This is a genomic window from Streptomyces sp. NPDC006512, from assembly GCF_040611935.1.
GTDB lineage: Bacteria > Actinomycetota > Actinomycetes > Streptomycetales > Streptomycetaceae > Streptomyces.
The window spans coordinates 84820-107536 of sequence record NZ_JBEXPG010000028.1; the positions used below are offsets into that span (position 1 = coordinate 84820).

Here is a 22717-nt window from a genome sequence, read left to right on the forward strand (position 1 = left end):
TCCGGATGCGCGCCGGCCGCCACGTCGAGGCCGTCACCGACGCCACCTTCCGGCTGGGACCGGGCGCCTGCCTGGCCCTCGTCGGCGAGAGCGGCTGCGGCAAGTCCGTCCTCGCCTCCGCCCTGCTCGGCCTGCTCCCCGGCAACGCCGAGACCGCCGGCTCCGCCCGGCTCGCCGACGGCCTCGACCTGCTGGCCGCCGACGAGGCCACCCTCGCCCGGACCGTGCGGGGCCGCCGGATCGGCCTCGTACCGCAGAGCCCCGCCGCCCACCTCACCCCCGTCCGCACCGTCCGCTCCCACCTGGAGGAGACCGTCCGGGAACTCACCGGCACGGACGGGAAGGGCCCGCGCGGGGCCCGCCGGCGCCGTGCGGAACTGCGGGCCGCCGCCGAGGCGGCCGCCGCCCGGGCCGCCTTCCCCGCGAGCCACCTCGACCGCTACCCGCACGAACTCTCCGGCGGTCTCGCCCAGCGCGCCGCCACCGCACTCGCCCTCGTCGGGGACGCCCCCCTGCTCCTCGCGGACGAGCCGACCACCGGCCTCGACCGGGACCTCGTCCACCGCACCGTCGACGAACTGCGGGCCCACACCCGGGACGCCGGCCGCGCCCTGCTGATGATCACCCACGACCTCGCGGCCGCCCAGCGGATCGCCGACACCGTCGCCGTCATGTACGCCGGACGGATCGTGGAGACCGCCCCCGCCGAGGCTTTCTTCGGCGCACCGGGCCCCCGCCACCCCTACGCCCGCGGCCTGCTCGACGCCCTCCCCGAACGGGCCTTCACCCCCATCCCCGGCGCCCCGCCCGAACTCGGCGACCTCCCGCCCGGCTGCGCCTTCGCCGCCCGCTGCCCCCTCGCCGACGCCACCTGCCGGGCCGCCCGGCCCCCGTTCGCCGAAGGGGTGGCCTGCCACCATGCTTGAGCTCGCCGGGATCACCGCCGGATACGACCGCCGCAGCCCCGTCGTGCGCGACGCGAACCTCGCCCTGCACCCCGGCGAGGCCCTCGGGCTGCTCGGGCCCAGCGGCTGCGGCAAGTCCACGCTGGCCCGGGTCGCCGCCCTGCTGCACCGGCCCGACCGGGGGACCGTCACCCTCGGCGGCCGCACCGTGACGGGCTTCCGGCACCGGGCCCCGCGCTCCCTGCGCACCGAAGTCGGCGTCGTCTTCCAGCAGCCCCGCCTGTCGGCCGACCCCCGCCTGCGGCTGCGCGACCTCGTCGCCGAACCGCTCCGCGCGACGGGCCGTCGTACGGAGGCGGACGCGCGGGTCGCCGAGCTCGCCGACCGGGTCGGCCTGGGCGCGGACCTCCTCGCCCGGCGCCCCCACGAGGTCAGCGACGGCCAGCTGCAACGCGCCTGCGTGGCGAGGGCGCTGGTGCTGCGCCCGCGCTGGCTCGTGTGCGACGAGATGACCGCGATGCTGGACGCCTCCACCACGGCCGCCCTCGTCGCCGTCGTCGAGGAGTACCGGGCCGAATCCGGCGCCGGGCTCCTCGCCGTCGGCCACGATCCGGTGCTGCTCGGCCGCTGGTGCGACCGCACGGCCAACTGGAGCGACATCACCGGACATTGATCGACTTGTTGCGCCTTCGTGAATCATCCGGCGCATCCATGGACTCCTCGGGCGGCGCGATCTAGCGTCTGGCGGCGGCGCGATGTCAGACGCAATGTCAACAAGACCGAAGACGAAGGAGGATGTCCGGATGTTCCGAAGAGCGCTGAACTGCGCTGTGGTCCCCGCCCTCGCCGCACTGACGGTGATGTACGGGATCTCCCCGGCCCAGGCCGAAGAGATCCCCAAGGCGCCCGGCCACCGCCTGGTCAGCCAGTACGACGGCAGCCCCGCCACCGCCGTCCCGCTGCCCGGCGAAGCCCCGCCGCAGCACCCCTTCCTCGCGCCCAACGGCCGCAGCGGCATGCACTCCGACGCCGCGGGCAGCGCCACCTCCCCGTGGGCCGGACCGCTCGGCAGGAACCCGCAGGTCACCAGCGAGAAGATCGCCGCCCTCGGCGGCGAGTGCGCCACCGCCACCTTCGACGCGGGCGGCCGCCTGGTCACCGTCTGCGGCACCTTCTCCGGCTTCAAGGTCAAGCTCCTGGAGCCCCGTACGCTCGCCACGCTCGCGGAGTACCAGCTCCCGCAGCGTTCTTCGACGGTCGAGGCGATCACCTCGCTCGACTTCGCGAAGATCTTCAAGGACACCTCGGGCGGCGCCTACTTCTACCTGGACAACCAGGACCGGGCCGTGCTGGCCGACTCCCGCCAGCACATCCTGCGCCTCTCCCACTCCCAGAACCCGGACGGGACCTGGAAGTTCACGGTCGACAACGACTGGGACCTCACCGGCCAGGTTCCGCACGACTGCGTGACCTGGACCAACCTGTGGCCCAGCGGCACCTGCGACCCCGTCACCTCCGTGATGCCCGACTGGAACGGCCGCATCTGGTGGGTCACCCGCCAGGGCCGCGTCGGCACCGTGGACCCGGCGACCTCGGTGATCCGCTCCGTCCGGCTCACCGGCGAGGAGATCCAGAACTCCTTCTCGGTCGCCGAGGACGGGGTCTCCATCGTCACCGACCACGCCCTGTACAGCTTCCGCGCCGGCGCCGACGGCACCCCCGTGGCGCAGTGGCGCCAGACGTACGACCGCGGGACCGGGACCAAGCCCGGCTCCGTGAACCAGGGTTCGGGCACCACCCCGGACCTGTTCGGCAACGGGTACGTCGCCATCACCGACAACTCCGACGACCGGATGAACGTCCTGGTCTACCGGCGGGGCGTCGACGTCCCCGCGGACCAGCGCCTGGTCTGCAAGGTGCCCGTCTTCGGCTCCGGCGCCTCGACCACCGACAACTCCCTGATCACCTGGGGCAACAGCATCGTCGTCGAGAACAACTACGGCTACGAGAACCCCACCTCGCTGCTCCTCGGCAAGTCGGTCGTCGGCGGCGTCAGCCGCATCGACGTCCGCCCCGACGGAAGCGGCTGCGACACGGTCTGGGAGAGCGCCGTCCGCGCTCCCTCCGTGGTCCCCAAGCTCTCCACCGCGAACGGGCTGCTCTACTTCTACGAGAAGGAGCCCAACTCCTGGGGCATCGACGCCTGGTACCTCACCGCGGTGGACTTCCGCACCGGTGAGCGCCGCTGGCGGCAGCTGACCGGTACCGGCCCGCTGTACGACAACAACTGGGCGCCGATCACCCTCGGCCCCGACGGCACCGCCTACGTCGGCGTGTTCAACGGCATCGTCGCCGTCCGCGACGGCGGCTGACCGTACGCCAGGCCCCCGCCCGACCGGCGGGGGCTCAGCGCGGTCCGTCCCCGGGCCGCCACAGCGGATGCTCCCGTTCGGCCCACCACCGGCCGACGGAGCCGGTGCGCAGGCCGCGCCGGGCCTCCGGATCGCCGAGCGCCCGGCCGATGTGCCCGGCCACCACGATCCCGACCGCCAACGCCAGCCAGTCGTGGACGAAGGTGGCGCCCGTGCGCACGGCGAGCGGCGCGAGCCCGGTGAACCACATCAGCAGTCCGGTGCCCAGCATCACCAGGACGGCCCCGGCCAGCCAGGCCGCGTACAGCTTCTGCCCGGCGTTGAACTTCCCGGCGGGCCGCGGCCCCCGGCGGCGCAGCACGGACCGCAGCCAGACCCGGTCGTGCGGACCGAACCGGTTCAGGAAGCGCAGGTCGGTGCGGAAGGCCCGGGAGGCCAGCCCCGCCAGGAACGGGACGGGCAGGAGCAGCCCCGACCACTCGTGGACGGTGACGACCAGGTGCCGGCGCCCGACGAACTCCGCGAGCGGCGGCAGGTACAGGCAGCCGGCGGAGACCAGGCACACCCCCATGAGAGCGGCCGTGGCCCGATGGGTCCAGCGCTGGGCGCGGCCGAAGCGGCGTACGCGGGGCGGCAGGCCGGCGGTTTCAGACGGTGGGGGCATCGTCGCGTCCGTTCGACTTGCCGACCCAGGCGTCGACGTCGTAGCCGAGCTCCTCCCAGTAGCCGGGCTCCACGTCACGGGTCACGGTGATCGAGGAGAGCCACTTCGCGGACTTGTAGAAGTACATCGGCGCCACGTACAGCCGGACCGGGCCGCCGTGGCGGTGGCTCAGCGGCCGGTCCTGCATCCGCAGGGCCACCATCACGTCCTCGCGCCGGGCCTGGGAGAGGGTGAGGCTCTCCGTGTACGTCCCGTCGAAGCAGCCGAAACGGATGGCCCGCGCCCCGGGCAGCACCCCGGCGGCGTCGAGGAGCCGCCGCACCGGCACGCCCTCGAAGGGGGTGGCGGGCACCCGCCAGCCGGTGACGCACTGGACGTCGCGGACCACCCGCGCCTGCGGCATCCCGCGCAGTTCGTCGAGGCCGTACGAGGCCGGCCGCTCGACCAGCCCGTCGACGGTGAGCCGGTAGTCGGCCGGGCCGAGTTCGGGGACGGAGGACGCCACCGAGTAGTACCGGAACCCGCCCCCGTTCGGCAGCAGCCCGGTCAGCCCCGTCGGATCCCGGCCCGCGGCGGCGCCGAGCCCGGCCTCGGCCGCTCGGCGCAGCCAGGGGGAGGCCGCCAGCCCCAGGGCGCCGAGCCCGGCCATGGCGAGGACCAGCCGGCGCCCGACCGGGGTGCCGTGCCCGTCGGGGTCCTCCGGCTGTCCGGTGTCCCTGTCCGTGTCGCTGTCCGTGCTCGTGCTCATGCGGGGATTCGACCACCGCCGCGGCCTCCGGCGCCAGGGGGCCGGGCCGCTCGTCAGACTTCCGTCACATCCGCGGCCGGGGTTCCGCCCCCGCGCAGGCCCCGGCCCGGCCGGCGGCGCTACACCGCCGACTCCAGTTCCCGTTCCCGGTTCTCCTCCCGCTCCTTACCGCGGTCGGGGGCGGGGGGAGTATCGGCGAGACTGGCCTCCAGTTCGTCCAGTGCGATCCGGGCCGCCACGATCCGCTCCCGCACCTCCCCGGCCGGGTCGCCCGTGCCGTCCGCGCGCTCCCGCGCCCGCTTGTCCTCCGCCTCCATCTCGCGGGCCTCGTCGAGGGAGTTGAGCACCACCCCGATGAGGACGTTGACCAGGACGAACGAGGCGAGCAGCGCGTAGGAGGCGTAGTAGATGATGCTGAACCGGGAGATCTGGAGCCCGGCCCGGACGGCGTCGGTCAGGCCGTCGAGGGTGGTGAGGAGGAAGAGGGTGAGGGAGGCCCGCCCGATCGAGCCGTAGTGCTGCGGGTCCGACTCCGCGAAGCAGACCCAGCCGACCATGGCGTACACGTACAGCACCAGCGCGCCGACGAACAGGAAACTGGCGGTACCCGGCAGGCTCCTGCCGACCGCGATCAGCAGGATGCGCAGGTGGGGCAGGAAGCGGGCGGTGCGGAGCACCCGGGCGAGGCGCAACAGCCGCAGCACGGTGGTGTTCTCGCGCAGCAGCGGCACGAACGCCGAGGCGACCACCAGCAGGTCGAAGACGTTCCAGGGGTCCCGGAAGAATGCTTTCGGCCGGTCGATGAACGAACCGATGCGCAGGAGCATCTCCAGGGTGAACAGGGCGAGGCAGCACTCCTCCGCGATGCCCAGTGCCTGTCGGTGCGTCCGGGCGAGCCCGCTGTACGTCTCGGCCCCCATGAGCGCCGCGTTCAGCAGGATCACGACGAAGACGGTCATCCCGAACGTCGGGTCCTCGGTGATCCGCCGGCAACGGGCGGCCAGTTTCCTGCGACCGCGTCCGGCCGGCATCGCGTCCGTCATTTCGCTCCTCGTACTTCCATCGGCAGCAGACCGGACCGGCTCGGTGCGCGGGCGCGCACGCCGGTCCGAACCGTCTAACGCCGTACGGACGAACGGGTTTCAGACGGTACGCCACCCGGAAGCGCGCGGTGCCCGGTCCGTGGCGCGGACCGGGCACCGCCGCGGTGTTCCACCGCGTGAGGTATCGATTCCTCAGACGGCCACGGCCTCCGGGCGGGGTTCCGTCCGGCCTCTGTCGGCGCGGGCCGCGATCAGGCCGTCGAGGGCGAGGGCGCCCGGCCCCGTGAACACCAGCAGGAGGAACGCCCAGCAGAACATGGCGGAGGCCTCGCCGCCGTTCTCCAGGGGCCACAGCGCCTTCGACTGGTGCACGACGAAGTACGCGTAGGCCATCGAGCCGGCCGCCGCGAACGCGGCCGAACGGGTGCCGAGGCCCAGCAGGACGAGGGTGCCGGCGACGAGCTGGATCACGGCGGCGTACCAGCCGGGCCAGGTGCCGGCGGCGACCGTTCCGCCGCCGTGGGCGCCGCCCAGGACGCCGAAGAGGGAGGCCGCGCCGTGACAGGCGAAGAGCAGCCCGGTGACGATCCGGAAGAGCGAGACGGCGTAGGGCTGGGCGGTGTTGAGGCGGTCCGGCATGGGGGGCTCCTTCGGTGGGGACGGGGTCCGAGGCGCGTGCCTGCGACCATGGCCGCGGCGAGCCATAGGTTAGGTAGGCCTAACTTGTATGGCAAGTTCAGGAATCGGCCACTCGGAGCACGGTTCGCGCCACCCAACGGAAGGAGGGAGTTGACGACGCCGACGACCAGCATCCGGGGCGCTGACCGCTCGGCCCTGGCCCGGGAGCGGCACAGGGGTCCGCCGGCGGGCAGGGCGCCCGGTTCGACGGCGCAGGAGCCGACGGCGGCGTCGAGGCGCAGGCTGAGGACCTCGTCGCGGTAACCGCCCGGCGCGGCCCTCGTGGCGTACCGCCTCGGCGGTGGTGAAGGCGAGCGCGACGCGTCCCCTTCGGGGATCGGGGCCGTGGGCTCCGACCCGCACGCGCCCGGTCAGCTCGTCGACGCCGCACGACGGGGTCCGGCCGAGCCGTACCCCTTCTTCTGGCTCGCCGGCGGCCCCGGAGTCAACCGCCGCTACGGAGGCCCCGATGACCACGGCGTCCCCGGCCCGCTGGGTGGACCTCGGCGGGCGCCTGCTGCGCGCCGCCGATCATGGGCCGGCACCGTACGGCCCACGGGTCGCCCGGGCCTCGGCGTCAGACCCGCCCCGACCGGAAGCCGACCGGCGGCGGGCCGCCGCGGCGCGGGAAGGAGCGGGGAGGGAGGAGCGGGAGGGAGGTCAGGAACGCTGGTCGCGCTGGGCCTTCTCCGCCTTCTCCGCCTTCTTCTCCTTGATGCGGACGGTCTCCTTGCGGACCTCGGCCTGGGTGGCGCGCTCCTTCTGCAGCCACTCGGGGTTCTCCTGCTTCACGGCCTCGATCTGCTCCGTGGTCAGGGCCTCGGTGACTCCGCCGCGCGCGAGACCGGCGATGGAGACGCCGAGCTTCGCCGCGACCACGGGGCGGGGGTGCGGACCGTTGCGCCGCAGCTCGACCAGCCACGCGGGCGGATCGGCCTGGAGGGTGTTCAGCTCGGTGCGCGAAACCACACCCTCCTGGAACTCGGCGGGGGTGGCTTCGAGGTACACACCCAGCTTCTTCGCCGCGGTCGCGGGCTTCATCGTCTGGGTGCTCTGGTGCGACGTCATGGGGTCAAGGGTATCGAGCGTGTGCGCTACCTCCGACCACGACCGGTAACCTGGCGGGGTGACAGGCTCGGAAACATCCCCTTCGTTCCGGCTCGCCTATGTCCCGGGAGTGACGCCCACCAAGTGGGTGCGGATCTGGAACGAGCGGCTGCCCGACGTCCCCCTGACCCTCGTCGGAGTGCCCGCCGCCGAAGCGTTCGACCTGCTGCGCGGCAGCGGAGCCGACGCGGGCTTCGTGCGGCTGCCCGTCGACCGGACCGACCTCAGCGCGATCCCGCTGTACACCGAGACGACCGTGGTCGTGATCCCCAAGGACCACCTGGTGGCCTCGGCGGAAGAGGTGTCGACCGGGGACCTCGCCGACGAGATCGTGCTCCACCCCCTCGACGACGTCCTCGGCTGGGAGACCCTCCCCGGGAAGCCCGCCTTCGAGCGCCCCGAGACCACGGCGGACGCCATCGAGCTGGTCGCCGCCGGCATCGGAGTCCTCGTCGTCCCCCAGTCCCTGGCCCGCCTGCACCACCGCAAGGACCTCACCTACCGGACGGTGTCGGACGCCCCGGAGTCGCGGATCGCCCTGTCCTGGCCGGAGGAGAAGACCACCGACCTGGTCGAGGAGTTCATCGGCATCGTCCGCGGCCGGACGGTGAACAGCACGCGGGGCCGCCCGCCGACGCCGCCGCAGCCCAAGCAGCGCAAGCGCCCCGACGCGAGCGGCGGCCAGCGCAAGGGCGCCGCGGGCAAGGCCGCCGGGAAGTCGGGCGGCAAGCAGGCCGGCAAGAACCCGCGGGGCGGTTCCGCCGCCCCCAAGGCCGCCGCCAAGCGCGGCAAGCCGCGCCGCAAGCCGTAGACCGCAGGTACGCACGCACGCCGATGGCCGGCACCCCGTACGGGGCGCCGGCCATCGGCGGTTCCGTCAGTGGCGGCCCTTGGACTTCTTCATCGCGTCCGTCGCCTTCGCGACCATCTCCTCGGCCTTGCCGCTCATCCGCTCGGCACTGCCCTCGGCCTCCATGCGGTGGTCGTCCATCGCGCTGCCCGCGGATTCCTTGATCTTGCCCTTGACCTGCTTGGCCTTCGCCTTTGCCTTGCCCATGACGGGGTCGTTCCTTCCTGGGGGGACGTTGCATGCCCACCATGCGTCCGGCCCGCACCCCCCGCAATCCGTGGCGGCGCGGGGCCCGCAGGAGCACCCGGGTACCGGCCCCCGCGTTGCGCGGAGGCCACCCGGCGGGCAGGGTCTATGGGGCGGTTCCCTCCCGAGGAAGGGCGGACCATGAGCATCGCCACCGTGAACCCCACGACCGGCAAGACGCTGCGGACCTTCGACCCGCTGGACGCCGAAGGCATCGAAAGCCGCCTCGCCGAAGCGGCCCGCACGGCCGCCTCCTACCGGCGCACCACCTTCGCCGAACGGTCCGCGCTGCTGTCCCGCGCGGCGGACCTGCTGGAGGAGGACGCCGAGGCCGTCGCCCGCACCATGACCACCGAGATGGGCAAACCGCTGGCGGCGGCCCGGGCCGAGGCCGCCAAGTGCGTCAAGGCGATGCGCTGGTACGCCAGGCACGCCGAGGGCCTCCTCGCCGACGAGCGGCCCGCCGAGGCCGACGTGCGCGACGCCGGCGCCTCGGCCGTCCGGGTCCTGTACCGGCCCATCGGCGTGGTCCTGGCCGTCATGCCCTGGAACTTCCCCCTCTGGCAGGTCGTACGGTTCGCCGCGCCCGCCCTGATGGCGGGCAACGTGGGCCTGCTCAAACACGCCTCGAACGTGCCCCAGACCGCCCTCTACCTCGGCGACCTCTTCCACCGGGCGGGCTTCCCCTGCGGCTGCTTCCAGACCCTGCTCATCGGCTCGGGGGCCGTGGAGGCCGTGCTGCGCGACCCGCGGGTGGCCGCGGCCACCCTGACGGGCAGCGAGCCCGCCGGGCGCGCGGTCGCCGCCGCGGCCGGTGACGAGGTCAAGAAGACCGTCCTGGAACTCGGCGGCAGCGACCCGTACGTCGTCATGCCCTCGGCGGACGTCGCCCGGGCCGCCCGTACCGCCGTGACCGCCCGCGTGCAGAACAACGGCCAGTCCTGCATCGCCGCCAAACGGTTCATCGTCCACGCCGACGTCTACGACGCGTTCGCCCGGCAGTGCACGGAGGGCATGCGCGCCCTGACCGTCGGCGACCCGATGCTGGACGGCACCGACGTCGGGCCGCTGGCCACCGAGAGCGGCCGCCGGGACGTGGAGGAACTCGTCGACGACGCCGTGCGCCGCGGCGCGGACGTCCTGTGCGGCGGCCGCCGCCCGCCCGGGCACGAGGACGGCTGGTTCTACGAGCCGACCGTCCTGGCCGGCGTCACCCCGGAGATGCGGATCGACCTGGAGGAGACGTTCGGGCCCGTCGCCACCCTCTACCGGGTGGGCAGCCTCGACGAGGCCGTCGAGCGCGCCAACCACACCCCCTTCGGGCTCAGCTCGAACGTCTGGACCCGCGACGACGCCGACCTGGAACGCTTCGTGCGCGACCTGGAGGCCGGCGGGATCTTCGTCAACGGCATGACCGCCTCCCACCCCGCCCTGCCCTTCGGCGGCGTCAAGCGGTCCGGGTACGGGCGTGAACTGTCCGGCCACGGCATCCGCGAGTTCTGCAACATCACCACCGTCTGGCGGGCGGCGGAGCCCGACGGGCACTGACCCGCGGGCACGGCGAGTGCGGGGGCGGCGCGCGGGTAGGCGCCGCCCGAGTCCGGTCCTTCGGCACAGGCGAGGAGATCCCGTGGACGTTCCGACCGTGGGGGTCGAGGAGGAGTACCTCCTCGTCGACCGGGGCAGCAGGTCGCCCGTGAACCGGGCACCGCGGGTGATCGCCGCGGCGGCCCGTGAGCTCGGCGAGCTGGTGCAGAGCGAGTTCTACCAGGCCCAGGTGGAGGTCTGTACGCGGCCGGCCACCGAGACCGCGGACCTGCGCGGGCAGCTGTCGCTGCTCCGGGAGACGGCCGCGCGCGCCGCCCGCGCCGAGGACTGCCTGCTGGTCGCCTCGGGCGTACCGGTGATCGCACCGCGCGAGGCCCTGAGGGTGACGGACGACGAACGGTACCGGCGCATGGCCCGCCGCTCGGAGCACCTCCTCGACGGGTTCACCGCCGTCTGCGGCTGCCACATCCACGTCGGCACCCTGGACCGCGCCCGGGCCCTCGCCCTGGCGGCCCACATGCGGCCCTGGCTGCCGGTGCTCCAGTGCCTGACCGGCAACTCGCCGTTCATGGCCGGCCGGGACACCGGGCACGACAGCTGGCGGTCGGTCGCCTTCGCCTGCTGGCCCACGGTGGGGCCGCCGCCCGTCGTCGACGAACGCCACTACCTGGCCCACGTCGACGGCCTGATCGCCGCCGGGGTGCTGCTCGACCGCCGGATGCTCTACTGGTACGCCCGCCCCTCCGAGCACGTGCCGACGCTGGAGATCCGCGTCTCCGACGTCAACGCCGACCTCGACACCGTGATCCTGACCGCCGCCCTCGTACGGGGCCTGGCGGCCGTCCTCCTACAGGACGTGGACGCCGGGGCGCCGCCCCCGTCCGCGCCCCCGCACCGGCTGTGGGCCGCACACGCCCTCGCGGCGCGGTACGGCATCGACGGCCCCGGCGCCGACGCATGCAGCGGCCGGGAGCTGCCCGCGCAGCTGCTCGTGGAGCGGCTCCTGGACCGGGCCGCGCCCGGGCTGGCGGCCGCCGGGGACCTCGGTACGGCGCGGACCCTGTGGGAGAGGCTGCGGCGCCGGGGCACCGGCGCGAGCCGCCAGCGGGCCGTCCTCGCCCGCACGGGCAGCCTCGCCGCCGTCGTCGACGGCCTCGCCGTGTCTCCGGCGGACGTACCGCTGCCCTGCTGAGCAGTCCGCAGCGGCCGACCCCGTGCCATGCTCGAAGCATGAAGAGCGATCCCGCGCTTCCCGGCGACGGCGCCGCCCCCGAGGTCCTGGCCCTGGCCAGGGTCGTGGCGAAGCTGCGGGCCGAGGTCGAGGGCATGGAAGGGATCGCCTCGACGACGGCCGTGCTGGAACGGGCCAAGGGCGTGCTGATGGCCCAGGCCGGCGTCACGGCCGACGCCGCGTACGACATGCTGCTGCGCCGTGCGGCCCGGCGCCGGCGGACGCTGATGGAGGAGTGCTGGATCACCCTCGGCGGACTGCGCCCGCGCCCGGGCGCCGCGACCCCGCCGCGGCCCGGCGCCGGGCAACCGGAACGGGCCCCGGCGGAACCGGGCCCGTCGGAGTTCAGCTCCCGGCGCTACCTCGCCCCGCCGGCCCGCGCCGCCGGGGAACGGCGCTCCCTGCTCGCCCGGCTCGCCGACGGCCTCGCGGGGGTGCGCGGCGCCGACGAGGTCGCCGGGCTGCTGCGGACCGTCCTCGGCGGCCCCGAGGACGTGGCCGCCGTGATGATCTACACCCTCGCCCCGTCCGGGGGCCTGGAGCTGGCCGGACACGCCGGGATCGGACCGGCCCTGGCCGAGCAGTGGCGGCACGTTCCGCCGCTCAGCGGGGTCGCCGCCATGGTCGCCCTCGCGGGCCGCGAGCCGGTCTGGCTGGAGGACCCGGAGCGCGACGCCCAGCGCTACCAGCTCATCGGCGACCCGCCCGAACGCTGGCCGTCGCGCGCCTGGATCCCGGTGTTCGCGGAGGGACCCGCCACGACGGCGGTCGGCTTCTTCCGGACGGGCCGGGGCCCCTTCACCGCCGACAGCCGGCTCCTGCTGCGGCGGGCGGCCCGGATGTGCGCGGGCCCGCTGCGCGACCTGAGCCGCCCCGGCGCCGCCGACCCGGCCGGGGAGGCGGACGTGGCCGCCGTGCAGCGGATCCTCGACGCACTCGCCGGAGCGGCGATACTCCTCACCCCGATCCGCTCGGACACCGGGGACGTCGAGGACTACCGGATCGACGCGGCGGCCCCCGCGTCGGTGGACGTGGCCGGGCGCCGCGGCAAGGAGCTCGTCGGCCGCAGCCTCCTGGAGACCTACCCCACGGTCGCCGGCACCGACCTGTGGGACGGGTACCTGGACACCCTGACCACGGGGACCGACTACGACGGGCCGTCCTTCACCTACCAGGAGGTGAGCGCCGGAGTCCCGCGCGAATCCTCGTACGCGGTCCGGGCCACCCGGCTCGGAGACCGCCTGGTCGTGTCCTGGACCAGCCACGACACCAGCGACCGCGAGGCCCGCAGGCTGGCCGACACGCAGCGGCTGGGCAACCTCGGCTGGGCGGACTGGGACCTGGTCACGAACACCGTCAACTGGTCCGAGCAGGTCTACGTCATCTTCGGCCGCGACCCCGCGGAGGGGCCGATGCCGCTGGAGGAACTACCGCTGCACCTGGTACCGGACGACCTGCCGCGCCTCGGCGGGGCCGTCCGCCGGCTGCTCGGCGAGGGCCAGGCCGTCGACCAGCACTTCCGCATCACCACCAGCAGCGGGGTACGGCACCTGCGGATCGTCGCGGAGGCCGGCACCGACGCGTCCGGCACCCCGGTCGAGGTGCACGGCTTCTTCCAGGACCTCACCGCCCAGCGGGACGCCGAACTCGCCCTGCGCGAGAGCGAACGGGCCGTCCTCGTCCAGCGCGGCATGCTCCAGGCCGAGCGGATCCTCGCCGCCCGCCTCCAGCACGCGCTGCTGCCCCTTCCCGAGCAGTCCCTGGAGCTGGCCGGCCTGTGCGTCGACGTGGCCTACCTGCCCTCCGACAGCGGCGTGAACGTCGGCGGCGACTGGTACAGCGCCATCGGACTCCCGGACGAGAGCGCCCTCTTCGTCCTCGGGGACGTCGCCGGCCACGGCCTGGACGCCGTCGGCACCATGGCCCAGCTGCGCTTCACCGCCAAGGGCATGATCGTCACCGGGTCGGAGCTGCCCGACGCCCTGAGCCGGCTGAACAGCCTCCTCCTGCACACCGCCTCCGACACCCACGGAGCCACCGCCACCATGATCATGGGCCGTTACCGGCCCTGGGACCGCCGGCTGACCTGGGTCCGGGCCGGGCACCTGCCCCCCTTGCTGATCCGCGACGGCGAGGCCTGCTTCCTGCCCCAGCCCACCGGCGCCCTCCTCGGCGCCGATTTCGGCTCCTCCTACGAGCAGGCCTCCCTCGACCTGCGGCCCGACGACCACCTCCTGCTCTACACCGACGGGCTCGTCGAGGACCCGGGGGAGGACATCGAAGCCGGACTGGCCCGGCTCGCCGCCACGGCCCGCCGCCTCGTCGCCGAGGGCCGGGCCGAAACCCTCGCGCGCAGCCTGGCCGCGCTGCGTCCGGGGCGCCGGGACGACATCTGCGTCCTGGACATCCACGTCCCGGTCGGGGGCCCGGCCCGGGAACCCTGCGAGGATCCCGCCGCGGACGTCCCCGAATGACCCGGGCCCCCGAGGGTAGGCGGCCCGTACGTGGAGCCCCATGGAGGAGTCATGAGCAGAGCCGCCACCGACGACGGCCGCAGTGAGAGCCCCGAGGAACGCGCGGACCGGCAGTGGGAAGAGCTGGTCCAGGAGATCCGGGTCGCCCAGACCGGCGTGCAGATCCTGTTCGGCTTCCTGCTGACGGTGGTCTTCACCCCGCACTTCCAGGGCCTCCCGCAGACCGACAAGACGCTCTACATCGTCACCGTCGTCCTCGGCTCCCTCGCGACCGGCGCGCTGATCGCCCCCGTCGTCTTCCACCGCATCGTCACGGGCCGCCACATGAAGCCGCAGGCGGTCGCCTGGGCCTCCCGCCTCACCTTCGTCGGGCTCGTGCTGCTGCTCGCGACCCTGGTGGGCGCGCTCTTCCTGATACTGCGCGTGGCCACCCACGACGCCTTCGTGCCCTGGCTGGTGGCCGGGGTGGTCGCCTGGTTCCTGCTGTGCTGGTTCGCCCTGCCGATGTGGGCGCGCTTCCACCACTCCGACGGGAACTGACGGCCGCGCGCCCCCTCAGGTCCCGTCGGGGGGCCGGGGGCCCACGAGGCCGGCGACGTGGTCCGTGATCACGTCGAGGATCTCCTTCGTGGCCGTCTCGTCGCCGAGGACCAGCACGCTGAGCGTCAGCCCGTCGGTCATGGCGGCCAGATAGCGGGCCAGCACCGGGACGGGCACGCGCAGTTCGAGGTCCATGTCCGCCCGCAGCTGCCCGATGAGCTCCTCGTACGTGTCGCAGTACAGCTCGTACTGCCGGCGGGCCAGGTGCTCGAACCCGGGCTGGCGCAGCGCGTACTGGGTGAGCTCGTAGGTGAGCATGTGCTCGCCGGGCTGCGCGGCCACGTGGTCCCAGTACGCCTGGAAACCCGCCCGTACCGTCTCGCGCAGGGTCGGCCGCGGCCGGATCGCCTGCTTCACCACGGTGACGTAGTGCGCGGTGATCGCCTCGATGACCGATTCCAGCAGCGCCTGCTTGGACTCGAAGCAGTAGTGGAAGACGCTCAGCGACACGCCCGCCTCGGCGGCGATGGACCGGGTCGTGGTCCGGGCGACGCCGTCCCGGGTCATCGCGCGGATCGCCGCCTCGGTGAGCTGGCGGCGCCGGTCGGCCGACGGCATCCGGGCCATGGGCGGTTCCTCTCGTCGGCTCTCGTTCCCTGTCGTGCGCAGGACGCCGGGGCCGGCCGGATCGGGTACTGATCCGGCCGGCCCCGGCCCTGGTGGTGCGCCGCCGCGTCAGCTGCCGTAGACGCCGACCTCGTGGAGGGAGTAGCCCCACTGGGTCGCGCGGTGGAGCCCCTGGACGCGGACGTAGCGGGCCGACACCCCGGAGAAGCGGGCCGTGTCGAGGCCGCCGTCACTGGCCTCCGTCGACCAGACCTGCTGCCAGTTCGTGCCGTCCGTGGAGACCTCGATGCGGTACGCCTTCCCGTACGCCTGCTCCCAGTCGAGGGTGACGCGTCCCACCCGGTGGGCGGAGCCGAGGTCGACGCGCAGCCACTGGGAGTCGTTCCACTCGCTCGCCCAGCGGGAGCCGGAGTCGCCGTCCACGGCGCGGCCCGGGGAGTAGTCCACGAACGGGTTCCACCACTGGGCCGAGGAGGCCGAGGCGGAGGAGCCCCTGGCGAGGTTCACCCCGGACTTGTGCTTCTCGGAGTCGCCCCAGGTGGTCAGGTAGGACTCGGCGCCCTTGAACAGGTCGTCGACCACGTCCTGGCCGCCGACGAGGCGGATGTCCTCGATCCAGTCCGGGACCAGGCCGTAGTGCGAGGCGCCGTCCGTGTTCAGGTCCCAGGTCCGCTGTCCGGTGGTCTGCTTGTCGATGACGGAGCCGCCGTCGGTGCTGCGGAAGGGGTAGCGCACCGGGTTGGGGGCGTCCGCGCCCCGCGGGCCCGGCCAGCCGCCGACGCCGTTCATGTCGGTGCCGTACCCGTAGCCCACGCCGTACTTGTCGCGCAGCGCGTCCGTCCGCTTGGCCTCGGCGCTGAACGCCTCGGAGCCGCTCATGTACTGGGCGACGAACCCGCCGAGCCGGTAGACGCGTTCGGTCCAGTCGAGGTCCATCCAGCTGTGCGAGGAGATCACTCCGGAGTACGACTCGGACTCCAGGATGTCGAAGGCCCGGCCGGCGCCCTTGACGCTCATGTGGTCGATCTCCAGCATCATCTTGCGTTTCATCATGCCGCGCAGCGCGTACTCCCCGAGATCCGTGAGCCCGCGCGTGTTGCACTGCGCGTCGGCGGCGTACGAGGGGACCGTCACCCCCGCCGGGAGTTCCTTCTGCGCCGCGGGCGCCGCCGCCAGCCCGATGGGGTTGTCGAGCTGCGGGCCGGCGCACTTCTCGGTCTGCCAGAAGGTGCCCGTCGACAGGAACTGGCCGACGTTGATGGCCGTGCCGAGGGCGCCCTGGTCGAACCGGACCCCGCACAGGGCGTTGTCGAACTTGTGGCACAGGAACATGCTGCGCACGCCCAGGCCGTACAGCTCGTCCAGGCCGCGGTCGATGTCCTCCTTGCTGCACTGCGCGATGTCCAGGACCTGCTTGCAGCCGAACGGTTCGGAGGTCTCCACGCCCAGCACCACGGCCAGCTTGCCCTGCTTGACGACCTCCCGGGCCTGCGCGGAGTCGGTGACGATCCGGAACCAGCCCTTGCCCGGGCCGCCGTACATCTTGTCGACGAACGCCTGCATGTCGTAGGTCTTGCGCGCCTCCAGGCGGATGGCCGCCATCTCGTCGCAGCCGCGGTCCTTGAAGAAGTAGACCGAGCAGATCACGCCGTTGGTGACGAGGTCGTTGACCAGCACGCGCTGGCCGCCGCGCCAGGCCCGCTCCACCCAGGCGTAGTAGTTCTGCTGGTGGGTCAGGGAGTCGTGGGCCGGCCAGTCCTTGAAGGTGGGCCAGCCGTCGGGGTCGTGCTTGCCGTCCCCGCCGTTGGTGATGTAGTCGAAGATCGCGAGGGAGCCGTCGGGGTAGTGCTCGGGGCAGTCCTTGAGCGCGTCGGCCACGCCCAGGTCGGAGAACGGCTTGCCGCAGATGAGCCGGCCGCCGAAGCCCTCGTTGGACATCAGGTGGTCGTGCGCGTCGACGAAGCCCCGTACCCGCCCCTGGGCGTCGGTGCCCTTGAAGGGCTCGCCGGTGACGTTGATCTCGGAGTCGGGCGCGGGCCGGGCGGTCGGGTTCCACCAGCCGGCGTCGGCCGCGGAGCTGGGCACGGGCCCGAGCACCATGGCCATGACGGCGAGGAGCAACGACAGGACCGTGAGGGGGCTGCGCCTGTGGTGTGGCTGTCGGGTCAAGGTCATCACTCACGTCTTCGGTCGGCGGAGGGCGCGGTCGAATCCAGGCCATGAATTGTCATGCCCTGCACAAACGGTGCGACGAGAATCCCGACTGGCGCGATCGGAGTCAAGGGTCCGGGACGGATGACCTGACGGACCGTCGGAAACAGGGTTCTGGAACGAGCGGTTCGGAATGGGGTAGGGTCATGATCATGGCCCGCCCCAAGGAGTTCGACCCGCAGACCGCCCTCGTGGCCGCGATGGAGCTGTTCCGGCGCCAGGGATACGAAGCCACCTCGGTCCAGGACCTGGTGGACGCCCTCGGGATCAACCGCTCCAGCATGTACACCGCGTACGGCTCCAAGCACGACCTCTACCTCAAGGCGCTGGACCTCTACTGCGCCGTCGAGGCCGACCGGGCCCGCGCGAGCCTCGACGCCTGCGGCTCCGCGCCCGCGCTCGGCGTGCTGCGCGCGTTCCTGCTGTCCTACGTGGACGCGGCCCTGGCGGACCCGGCGCGCGCCGGGTGCATGGTCACCCACGGGGTCCTGGAACGGCTCCCGGGCGACGCCGGGGCCGCCGAGCGGCTCGCGGGCGCGCTGGGCTCCCTGGAGGAGGCCTTCGCCTACCTGCTCCTGCGGGCCCGGGCGGACGGCGAGCTGGCCCCGGGCACGGACGTGCGCTCCGTCGCGCGGCTCCTCGTCACCCTCACCCAGGGGCTGCGGGTCATGGAGCGGACCGCGGACCGCGCTTACCTGACCCAGGTCGTCGACCAGGTCCTGCGCGGGGTCCGCGCGACCGTCTGAGCCCTCCGGGCCGCCTGGCGGGGGCCAGCCCTGCCCTCATTTTGGAACGATCGGTCAGTAACTCGTGGAAAGGTGGGTGACCGGCTGTGCCCAAGGCCGTGTACGTCCTCGCTCTCGGCATCTTCGCCATGGTCACCGGAGAGTTCGTGGTAGCCGGACTGATGCCGCTCATGGCCGAGGGGCTGGACGCGTCCATCCCCCAGATCGGCTACCTCATCACCGCGTTCGCCGCCGCGATGGCCCTCGGCGGGCCCTTCCTGGCCACCGTGCTGCTCAGGCTCCCGCACAAGACCGCGCTGATGATCCTCTTCGCCGTCTTCCTCGCCGGCAACGTCACGGCAGCCCTGGCCGCCGACTACCCGACGATGGCCGCCGCCCGCGTCGTCACCGGCACGGCCTCCGCCGCCTTCTTCGGCGTCGCGCTCTCCCTCATCGCCGAACTCACCCCGCCCGAAGCACGCGGCAAGGCCATCGGCGCCGCCATGAACGGCCTGATGCTCGGCACCCTCCTCGGCCTGCCCCTGTCCACCTTCGTGGGGGGCCAGTTCGGGTGGCGGGCCGCCTTCTGGGCGATCTCCGCCCTGACCGCCGCGGCCGCCGTGGCCACCACCCTCGCCGTGCCGCGCGTACCGCGCCCCGCTCCCGGAACCGAGGGCGCCACCACGCTCCGCGAGGAGGTACGGGCCTTCCGCAACCCGCGCCTGTGGCTGGTGTTCTCCACCTCCACGCTGATCATCGGTGCGACCTTCTCCGCCTTCAGCTACTTCACGCCGATCCTCACCGGCCTCACCGGCTTCGCCGAAGGCACGGTGCCCTGGCTCCTGGTGGCCTACGGAGCCGCGACCGTCGTCGGCAACGCCGTCGTGAGCCGGTTCGCCGACCGCCACACCCTCGCCACCCAGTTCGTCGGACTCGGCCTCAACGCGCTCTTCCTCACCGGATTCGCCGTCTTCGCCGAAGCCGCCGTGCCCACGCTGATCCTCATGACGGGCATCGGCCTCGTCGGGGTCACCCTGAACCCCTGCATGATCACCCGGGTCCACCGCACCGCGAACGCCCGCCCGTTGGTGAACACCGTGCATTCCTCCTTCATCACCCTCGGCATCGTCATCGGCTCCTGGCTCGGCGGCATCGGCATCGGCGCGTACGGCCTGCGCGCGCCCCTCGTGCTCGGTGCGGTCCTGGCCGTCCTCGGCCTCCTCACCCTGCTCCCCGACCTGAGGCGGCCGCAGGCCGCCCCGCCCGCGATCCGATCGGATGATGATCGGAGCATGGCCGGAAAGGCGGGTGAGGTACCGGTCGGCTCCTAGCCTGCCCGCATGCGCCTACTGCCGGGGCGGCGTACGACCGCGTGCGCCCTCGTCCTCGCCGCGGTCCTCGCCCTGATCACCGGCGCCGCGGCGGCCCCCGCCGTGCCGTGCCCGGAGCCCGTGAAGGTGACCTATCGGGACCACCCCTTCAGCCGGGTCGCGCACGAGTTCCGCAAGAAGACGTACACGCACACCGCCGCGCACAACGGCCGCAACGTCGCCGTCGCCTTCGTCGACGTCACCGGCATCGACGGCATCCGGCCCCGTGGCAAGGGCACGGCCGTACGCGAGGTCGGGGAGCTCGCGGCCGACGACCCGGACCTCTTCCGGGCCCTCGCCCCGGGACCGGGGGTCGAACGCATCCTGATCGTCACCAAGTCGAACGACCCCGCCGACACGAGGAAACCCGAGGCGCAGCGGCGCTGGGAGAAGAAGCCCGATCACTCCGAGGTGCGGATCCTCGACTTCCTGACGAAGAACCGGGTCCCGCACGACAGGATGCTGGCCCTCTACTCGGACCGCTCCCCGTGCCCCACCTGCGAGCCCCGGATCCCACCCTGCACCCCCGTCTTCTACGTCACCCCGCACGGCGGGGTGCCCCGGAAGAAGGGCGAGCCGACCGCGGGCCAGGACATGACCCGTGCCCTCGACTCGATGCGCGGGGCACGCGGCGAGGCGAAGGACGGCGACGAGGAAGGGAACGGGTCCGCGGGCGCGGACGGCCCCGCGGCCGCCCCGCAGGCGGCCCCCGCGCCCCGGCTGCTCGCCGATCCGGCCGCCTCCGCCCCGTGCCGTCCGGCTGCCCCGGCCGGCCAGTTCCTCGCCGCCCGGCGCTGCGATCCGCAGCATCCCTCCGGCGGACTCCACGACGAGCTCGCCAAGTCCCGCGCCGAGCAGGGCGGCATCGACTTCTCGACCCTGGAACTGCGCTACGTCTCCGACCGGGGCTCCGCCGGCCGGCGCGCACTCGCCTACGCCTTCCGGGCCGACGCCCTGCCGGAGGACGCCCCGGCGCCGCCCGAAGACCCCGAAGCGGGGCGGCGCGCGGCGAAGGAAGCCTCCGACGCGTTCTTCGTCTGGCTGCGGCTACCCCCGCACAAGCAGACGGTGAACCTCAGCCCGGCCGAACCCGACCGGATCATCGACCCCGGACTGGCCCGTACGGACGCCGGACGGATCCTGCTGGAGGCCGACCTCCAGCTGAAGAAGACCGTCGGCCGGCTCATCCACCCCGACTCCCGGCTCGGTCCAGCGTTCTGGGGAAGCCTGCGCGGCTCGTGCGTCTCCTTCCGCCAGTGGATCGTCCCCGCACCGGCGACCGTCCGCGACGACGGCGACGCGCTGCACATCCTCGACGCCCCGCTGTCCGTGCGCATGGAGACCGAGTACCTCGAAGAGCGGGGCACGCCCGGCGTGACCTCCTCCTGCCGGGAGCAGGCCCCCCAAGCGGAGGCGCACAACGCGGACGCCTTCCGCCGGATGGTGCTGCCCGAGCTGGAACGGCAGGTGCGCACCGCGCCCGAGTACGCGGCGCTGCGCCGGATCTACCACAGCCGGGTAGCCGCCGAGTGGTACCGCCGGCGCGCGGACCGCGGCCCGGCCCCCTTCGCCGACCTCGTCGACCGCGAGGACTTCACCCGCCTCGCCGGGCGGCCCTGGGACCCGAAGGAGGTCTTCCGCCGGTACGTGGAGTCCTACACCCGGGGCGAGTTCGACGTCACCCGCAGCCGCCCGGCCCCCGGCGGGCGGTACGAGGTGCGCCACTACGTCTTCGGCGGCGTCGACTTCTCCCGGGTCCCCTTGCGGCGGCTCGGCGCCGCCGCCTTCCGGGACCGCCACGCGGAGCGGGCCGTCACCGTCGGGACTGCCCTCGCGCAGGCCACCGCCGACGTCGGCGACGGTTCCGGCGTCTGGCTGGGCGGTACGACCCCCGGCGCCTACCGGCCGGTCCCGGTACGGGGCCTGGGCTGGAGCCTGCTGAACGGACTCCCCGGCGGGACCGGCACCCTCGCCATGGCCGCGCTCCTCGTCCTGCTCCTCAGCGTCCGCCCGCTCCGCCCCGAGCACCGCCGTCCGCCCCGCACCCGCGACTGAAAGGCCTCCGCCCGTGCACCGGTTCCCCCTGCCCGAGCATCCGCTCAAGACCAACCGGCTCCTGCTGAACGTGGTGACCGCCCTCGTCACCGTCCCCGTCCTCGGCGTCCTGCTCTTCGTCGGCTTCCTCGCGGGCGGGATCGCCCTCGCCGTCATCCTGTTCGGCATCGGGGTGTGGGGCTTCCGCTGGCGCAAGGAGTCGCTGCGGGCCCTGGAGGCCGAGCGCGCCGAGGCGGTCCTGACGCACGCGGAACTGCTGGAGCGGCGCGAGCAGTACGCCCGCGACCGCGGTTTCGCCTACCAGGACACCTGCGCGGAGTCCGCCATCGGCTTCGGCCGGATCGAGCAGCACGTGCCGCAGGACCGGGCCCAGTGGGAGGGCGGCGCGACCATGGGGGAGCGGGTGAAGGAGGCCCCGCACCTGGACAAGCTGGTGGGGCTCGCCCGCCACGCCAACGACCTGGTCGCGGAGGGCGTCGTACGGATGCGCCGGGAGGGCATGGCCGTCACCGTCTTCGACCTGGAACTGGTCCACCACCACGACCTCGAAGGTCTGGTCCGCTCGATGAAGCCGGCGCTCGCCCTGGAGGTCTCCAAGGACTACGTCACCGTCTGGTCCGTGGAGCTGCCCTTCGCGCTGCCCTACGTGTCCTGCGCGTACGCCTGGGACGGCAGGCGCGACCCCGTGGAAGCCCTCCTGGAGGGGGAGGACCGCCTCGACCGCCGCACCGAGAACCGGGAACTCGCCGACTTCCTGCTGACCCTTCCGGCCGTGAGGTCCGACGCCCTGTCCGACACCGACCACCCGTGGTTCATCGACGGGAACCGGCTGTTGGCCTGCGAGCGGGGGAACCACGGGGTGGGCCCGCGGACCGTGGAGGACACCGCCGTACGCCTCGCCCGGCTCGCGTCCCGGCTGCCGTGGCCGGACCTGGAGCGCTTCGCGGTCACCGACCCCGAGGACGGGCGGCTGCGCGCGACCCGGATCCGCTGGACGCACCGCTGGTACGGGTCCCCGTCGGCCCGCGCCCTGTGGGAGGAGCGCCAGATCACCCACGCGGGCCTGCGGGCCTTCATGCCGGCCGACGACACCGACTGACGCGGTGACGCGGTGACGCGGTGACGCGGGATGTGCGGCGCCGTCGCGCGGACGTCCGGTCCGCGCGAGGGCGCCGCACCCGGCCGGCCCCGGGGCCATGGGCGGGGCCGGCAGGACTGCGGGTCGGTACGCCTAGGGCCTGTCGTCAAACTCCCGTCGTCGCCCGGAGGGCGGCCCTGCGGCGTCTGGTGCGTGCTCTCGGTGCGCCGGGCGGAAGCCCGCGT

General features: G+C 73.5%; 20 protein-coding genes and 1 pseudogene. 12 read left to right on the plus strand and 9 right to left on the minus strand.

Annotated features, from left to right (window positions below; genetic code table 11):
• The first annotated feature begins 5 nt into the window (after positions 1-5).
• The 3 genes from ABZZ17_RS21050 (at position 6) to ABZZ17_RS21060 (ending at position 3277) form a co-directional block, all read left to right on the plus strand.
• Positions 6-926, plus strand: a complete 921-nt coding sequence (locus ABZZ17_RS21050; protein WP_356877841.1) for an ABC transporter ATP-binding protein — start codon at positions 6-8, stop codon at positions 924-926.
• Positions 919-1578 carry an ATP-binding cassette domain-containing protein gene (locus ABZZ17_RS21055; protein ID WP_356877816.1) on the plus strand — a complete coding sequence of 220 codons (660 nt, stop codon included), beginning with the start codon at positions 919-921 and terminating at the stop codon, positions 1576-1578. Before ABZZ17_RS21050 ends, ABZZ17_RS21055 begins: the two co-directional genes overlap by 8 nt.
• 130 nt (positions 1579-1708) lie before the next feature.
• Positions 1709-3277 (plus strand): hypothetical protein, encoded by a 1569-nt coding sequence (locus ABZZ17_RS21060; protein ID WP_356877817.1) that lies wholly within the window; start codon positions 1709-1711, stop codon positions 3275-3277.
• Positions 3278-3311: 34 nt separating this feature from the next.
• Here ABZZ17_RS21060 and ABZZ17_RS21065 read toward each other — a convergent pair whose 3' ends face one another.
• From ABZZ17_RS21065 to ABZZ17_RS21090, 6 genes and pseudogenes are all read right to left on the minus strand, one after another.
• A complete protein-coding gene (locus ABZZ17_RS21065) occupies positions 3312-3941 on the minus strand; it encodes a cytochrome b/b6 domain-containing protein (RefSeq protein ID WP_356877818.1) in 630 nt (209 codons plus the stop codon).
• On the minus strand, positions 3925-4689 hold the full coding sequence (locus ABZZ17_RS21070; RefSeq protein ID WP_356877819.1) for a molybdopterin-dependent oxidoreductase: 765 nt from the start codon (positions 4687-4689) through the stop codon (positions 3925-3927). Before ABZZ17_RS21070 ends, ABZZ17_RS21065 begins: the two co-directional genes overlap by 17 nt.
• A 119-nt stretch (positions 4690-4808) precedes the next feature.
• Positions 4809-5732 (minus strand): ion transporter, encoded by a 924-nt coding sequence (locus ABZZ17_RS21075; RefSeq protein ID WP_356877820.1) that lies wholly within the window; start codon positions 5730-5732, stop codon positions 4809-4811.
• Positions 5733-5924: 192 nt separating this feature from the next.
• Complete coding sequence (locus ABZZ17_RS21080) at positions 5925-6371, minus strand: DoxX family protein (RefSeq protein ID WP_356877821.1); 447 nt, start codon at positions 6369-6371, stop codon at positions 5925-5927.
• 191 nt (positions 6372-6562) lie between these two features.
• Positions 6563-6785: pseudogene (locus ABZZ17_RS21085) on the minus strand (hypothetical protein); the annotation flags it as partial.
• Between the two features lie 285 nt (positions 6786-7070).
• On the minus strand, positions 7071-7478 hold the full coding sequence (locus tag ABZZ17_RS21090) for a DUF5997 family protein (RefSeq protein ID WP_356877822.1): 408 nt from the start codon (positions 7476-7478) through the stop codon (positions 7071-7073).
• A gap of 58 nt (positions 7479-7536) precedes the next feature.
• Here ABZZ17_RS21090 and ABZZ17_RS21095 point away from each other — a divergent pair, with 58 nt between their 5' ends.
• Positions 7537-8328, plus strand: coding sequence for a LysR family substrate-binding domain-containing protein (locus tag ABZZ17_RS21095; protein ID WP_356877823.1), 792 nt, complete (start codon positions 7537-7539; stop codon positions 8326-8328).
• Positions 8329-8394: 66 nt separating this feature from the next.
• Here ABZZ17_RS21095 and ABZZ17_RS21100 read toward each other — a convergent pair whose 3' ends face one another.
• A complete protein-coding gene (locus ABZZ17_RS21100; RefSeq protein WP_356877824.1) occupies positions 8395-8574 on the minus strand; it encodes a CsbD family protein in 180 nt (59 codons plus the stop codon).
• Positions 8575-8754: 180 nt separating this feature from the next.
• Here ABZZ17_RS21100 and ABZZ17_RS21105 point away from each other — a divergent pair, with 180 nt between their 5' ends.
• The 4 genes from ABZZ17_RS21105 to ABZZ17_RS21120 all read left to right on the plus strand — a co-directional run bounded on the left by ABZZ17_RS21105 (position 8755) and on the right by ABZZ17_RS21120 (position 14406).
• Positions 8755-10161 carry an NADP-dependent succinic semialdehyde dehydrogenase gene (locus ABZZ17_RS21105; RefSeq protein ID WP_356877825.1) on the plus strand — a complete coding sequence of 469 codons (1407 nt, stop codon included), beginning with the start codon at positions 8755-8757 and terminating at the stop codon, positions 10159-10161.
• 82 nt (positions 10162-10243) lie between these two features.
• Positions 10244-11353 (plus strand): glutamate--cysteine ligase, encoded by a 1110-nt coding sequence (locus tag ABZZ17_RS21110; RefSeq protein ID WP_356877826.1) that lies wholly within the window; start codon positions 10244-10246, stop codon positions 11351-11353.
• A gap of 38 nt (positions 11354-11391) precedes the next feature.
• Positions 11392-13866, plus strand: a complete 2475-nt coding sequence (locus ABZZ17_RS21115; RefSeq protein ID WP_356877827.1) for a SpoIIE family protein phosphatase — start codon at positions 11392-11394, stop codon at positions 13864-13866.
• Positions 13867-13917: 51 nt separating this feature from the next.
• Positions 13918-14406, plus strand: coding sequence for a DUF6328 family protein (locus ABZZ17_RS21120; protein WP_356877828.1), 489 nt, complete (start codon positions 13918-13920; stop codon positions 14404-14406).
• A 15-nt stretch (positions 14407-14421) separates the two neighbouring features.
• Here the strand turns inward: ABZZ17_RS21120 and ABZZ17_RS21125 are convergent, their stop codons facing one another.
• Both ABZZ17_RS21125 and ABZZ17_RS21130 read right to left on the minus strand, forming a co-directional pair.
• Entirely contained in the window at positions 14422-15033 is a 612-nt protein-coding gene (locus ABZZ17_RS21125; protein WP_356877829.1) for a TetR/AcrR family transcriptional regulator, read from the minus strand.
• Positions 15034-15141: 108 nt separating this feature from the next.
• Complete coding sequence (locus ABZZ17_RS21130) at positions 15142-17208, minus strand: discoidin domain-containing protein (protein ID WP_356877830.1); 2067 nt, start codon at positions 17206-17208, stop codon at positions 15142-15144.
• A 188-nt stretch (positions 17209-17396) separates the two neighbouring features.
• Between ABZZ17_RS21130 and ABZZ17_RS21135 the strand changes: the two genes are divergently transcribed.
• From ABZZ17_RS21135 to ABZZ17_RS21150, 4 genes are all read left to right on the plus strand, one after another.
• Positions 17397-17990 (plus strand): TetR/AcrR family transcriptional regulator, encoded by a 594-nt coding sequence (locus tag ABZZ17_RS21135; protein ID WP_356877831.1) that lies wholly within the window; start codon positions 17397-17399, stop codon positions 17988-17990.
• A gap of 86 nt (positions 17991-18076) precedes the next feature.
• Positions 18077-19300: an MFS transporter gene (locus ABZZ17_RS21140; RefSeq protein WP_356877832.1), complete on the plus strand. Its 1224-nt coding sequence runs from the start codon at positions 18077-18079 to the stop codon at positions 19298-19300.
• 9 nt (positions 19301-19309) lie between these two features.
• A complete protein-coding gene (locus ABZZ17_RS21145) occupies positions 19310-21394 on the plus strand; it encodes a hypothetical protein (RefSeq protein ID WP_356877833.1) in 2085 nt (694 codons plus the stop codon).
• 13 nt (positions 21395-21407) lie between these two features.
• Positions 21408-22493 carry a hypothetical protein gene (locus ABZZ17_RS21150; RefSeq protein WP_356877834.1) on the plus strand — a complete coding sequence of 362 codons (1086 nt, stop codon included), beginning with the start codon at positions 21408-21410 and terminating at the stop codon, positions 22491-22493.
• Positions 22494-22717 lie beyond the last annotated feature (224 nt).

Coding starts and splice junctions, on each gene's coding strand:
- ABZZ17_RS21090 (WP_356877822.1), bottom strand. CDS start 7,478: ATGACGTCGCACCAGAGCACCCAGACGATGAAGCCCGCGACCGCGGCG.
- ABZZ17_RS21125 (WP_356877829.1), bottom strand. CDS start 15,033: ATGGCCCGGATGCCGTCGGCCGACCGGCGCCGCCAGCTCACCGAGGCG.
- ABZZ17_RS21135 (WP_356877831.1), top strand. CDS start 17,397: ATGGCCCGCCCCAAGGAGTTCGACCCGCAGACCGCCCTCGTGGCCGCG.
- ABZZ17_RS21120 (WP_356877828.1), top strand. CDS start 13,918: ATGAGCAGAGCCGCCACCGACGACGGCCGCAGTGAGAGCCCCGAGGAA.
- ABZZ17_RS21105 (WP_356877825.1), top strand. CDS start 8,755: ATGAGCATCGCCACCGTGAACCCCACGACCGGCAAGACGCTGCGGACC.
- ABZZ17_RS21050 (WP_356877841.1), top strand. CDS start 6: ATGCGCGCCGGCCGCCACGTCGAGGCCGTCACCGACGCCACCTTCCGG.
- ABZZ17_RS21055 (WP_356877816.1), top strand. CDS start 919: ATGCTTGAGCTCGCCGGGATCACCGCCGGATACGACCGCCGCAGCCCC.
- ABZZ17_RS21075 (WP_356877820.1), bottom strand. CDS start 5,732: ATGACGGACGCGATGCCGGCCGGACGCGGTCGCAGGAAACTGGCCGCC.
- ABZZ17_RS21100 (WP_356877824.1), bottom strand. CDS start 8,574: ATGGGCAAGGCAAAGGCGAAGGCCAAGCAGGTCAAGGGCAAGATCAAG.
- ABZZ17_RS21070 (WP_356877819.1), bottom strand. CDS start 4,689: ATGAGCACGAGCACGGACAGCGACACGGACAGGGACACCGGACAGCCG.
- ABZZ17_RS21130 (WP_356877830.1), bottom strand. CDS start 17,208: ATGACCTTGACCCGACAGCCACACCACAGGCGCAGCCCCCTCACGGTC.
- ABZZ17_RS21115 (WP_356877827.1), top strand. CDS start 11,392: ATGAAGAGCGATCCCGCGCTTCCCGGCGACGGCGCCGCCCCCGAGGTC.
- ABZZ17_RS21080 (WP_356877821.1), bottom strand. CDS start 6,371: ATGCCGGACCGCCTCAACACCGCCCAGCCCTACGCCGTCTCGCTCTTC.
- ABZZ17_RS21060 (WP_356877817.1), top strand. CDS start 1,709: ATGTTCCGAAGAGCGCTGAACTGCGCTGTGGTCCCCGCCCTCGCCGCA.
- ABZZ17_RS21065 (WP_356877818.1), bottom strand. CDS start 3,941: ATGCCCCCACCGTCTGAAACCGCCGGCCTGCCGCCCCGCGTACGCCGC.
- ABZZ17_RS21145 (WP_356877833.1), top strand. CDS start 19,310: ATGCGCCTACTGCCGGGGCGGCGTACGACCGCGTGCGCCCTCGTCCTC.